This is a genomic window from Alcanivorax sp. HI0083 (genome assembly GCF_001635175.1).
Genome location: NZ_LWFX01001336.1, coordinates 1 through 1,889 on the forward strand (window position 1 = coordinate 1; position 1,889 = coordinate 1,889).

Here is a 1,889-nt window from a genome sequence, read left to right on the forward strand (position 1 = left end):
AGAGCCATAAGCCCAATTATTGCTGTGTGAATACGCGCAGGATGGGAAAGCGGTGGTACCCGAAAAAAACCATCTTGCGCTGTTGCTCTGCGGCGGCGAAAGAGCCTTCCAGGTCGCTGGCGTGGCGGCGGTCACCGTTGGCGAATTCCGCCACCAGATAGTCGTCACGCAGAATGCGTTGGCCGCCGGCATCGTTTCGCAGTGACACCAGCGCCCACCGCTCACCGCTATCACTGCTCAGGCTGCTGGCGTCCAGCAGGATAAAGCTGCTGCTGTCCGGTTCCAGCGGGTTATCCCGATCAAAGTCGGCATTGTCGGTAATCGCCAGTGGTGTATCAAAACGCAGAACGGCGCTGTTCTCCGCGTGGAGGGGCGTCGCAAAGCCCAGCGCCATGGCGCAGACAGCGCCGGCCAGAAGGTGATGACGTTGCCGCGTGTTGGCGGCTTTGTTGCCCCCGTTTCTGGGAGTGAGTAAGTACAGGCGCATCTCCGGGTTCTCCGTGGCTTTCTATACTTTATAGAGTACCCGTGTTGCACCGTGATTAGGCCGTGAAACCGTTGATAGTAGCGGCGCATCTCACGACTCCGCGCCCAGGTATGGAGCGCGGGCCGTGACGTCAATAGAGAAACACCGGTTCTTCGTGATGTTGCTTGAAGCGTGCAGCCTGTTGCGTCTCCTCAATCAATGAATCTCGATACGTCGGCTGCCTTGATGATGGTGTTCATGGCGAGGGATGTTGAGCGACAGTACCCCGTTGTGGAAGACGGCGTTCATCTGCTCGGCATCCGCATCGGCCGGCAATGTCAGCATGCGCTGGAAGGGCCCGAAACGGCGCTCACTATAATGGTAGCCGTCGCGGTCATTTTCCTGGATGGGGATTTTGCTGCCGCTGATCAGCAACATGTTGTTGTCCAGCGTCACATTCAGATCGGATTTCTCCACGCCGGGTAATTCCGCAGTAATCAGGTAGTGGTCGTCGCGCTCCAGAATATCCAGGTTGGGGCGCAAGGGCGCGTTTGGTTGGGCGTGTGGCGCCGGGGTCGTCCAGGCCATGTCGCCAAGCATTTGTTCGAACCAGTTGTCGAACTCCCGTTCCCAGCGCAACAAGGGGTGGCCGGGTTGCCGTTGCGGGAGAGGTCGCTCGCGGTTGCTCTCCTGACGAAGCCAGTTCCAGGGTGTCATTTTATGCATATCCATCGCGTGTCCTCCTGAGGGGGGTTGGAATAAACGGTTGGACAATGACCAAGTGCTTCACCTGTTGTTATGAGGCAAATGGTGACGGCTTTCAATGCCCACGATGCTATAAGGAATGGGGTTTTTTTGACCGACTGGGCAAAAGAGCCCCTTGTAATACGCGGACTTCGGTGTCACAGATGAAAGAACATGGATGAGGGCAGAGCGTTTCCGGTGAGGGATTTTTTGCCGCTCAGACACTTGGAACATGTACCGAAAAGGAGAGCAGTCATGTCTGACCATCATGTCTACAAGAAGGTTGAATTAGTTGGGTCGTCTCGCACCACCATTGAAGACGCCATCGAGAATGCGCTGGTCACGGCCAGTGAAAGCCTGGAGTTGATGGACTGGTTCGAGGTGACCGAAACCCGCGGCCATATCGAGAATGGCAAGGTGGGGCATTATCAGGTGACGTTGAAGGTCGGCTTCAGAATTTCCGGATCGTGAAGCAGTAGCTACGAGCTACGAGCTACGAGCTACGAGCTACGAGCTACGAGCTACGAGCTACGAGCTACGAGCTACGAGCTACGAGCTACGAGCTACGAGCTACGAGCTACGAGCTACGAGCTACGAGCTACGAGCTACGAGCTACGAGCTACGAGCTACGAGCTACGAGCTACGAGCTACGAGCTACGAGCTACGAGCTACGAGCTAC

3 protein-coding genes are annotated in these 1,889 nt (G+C 56.5%); 1 reads left to right on the forward strand and 2 read right to left on the reverse strand.

Annotation, left to right across the window (positions count from 1 at the left end; genetic code table 11):
- Nucleotides 1-16 precede the first annotated feature (16 nt).
- A complete protein-coding gene (locus tag A3754_RS19895; protein WP_063521082.1) occupies nt 17-487 on the reverse strand; it encodes a hypothetical protein in 471 nt (156 codons plus the stop codon).
- 195 nt (nt 488-682) lie between these two features.
- A complete protein-coding gene (locus tag A3754_RS19900; RefSeq protein WP_063521083.1) occupies nt 683-1,198 on the reverse strand; it encodes an Hsp20/alpha crystallin family protein in 516 nt (171 codons plus the stop codon).
- 267 nt (nt 1,199-1,465) lie between these two features.
- Here A3754_RS19900 and A3754_RS19905 point away from each other — a divergent pair, with 267 nt between their 5' ends.
- Complete coding sequence (locus A3754_RS19905; RefSeq protein WP_007149047.1) at nt 1,466-1,681, forward strand: dodecin; 216 nt, start codon at nt 1,466-1,468, stop codon at nt 1,679-1,681.
- Nucleotides 1,682-1,889: the final 208 nt, after the last annotated feature.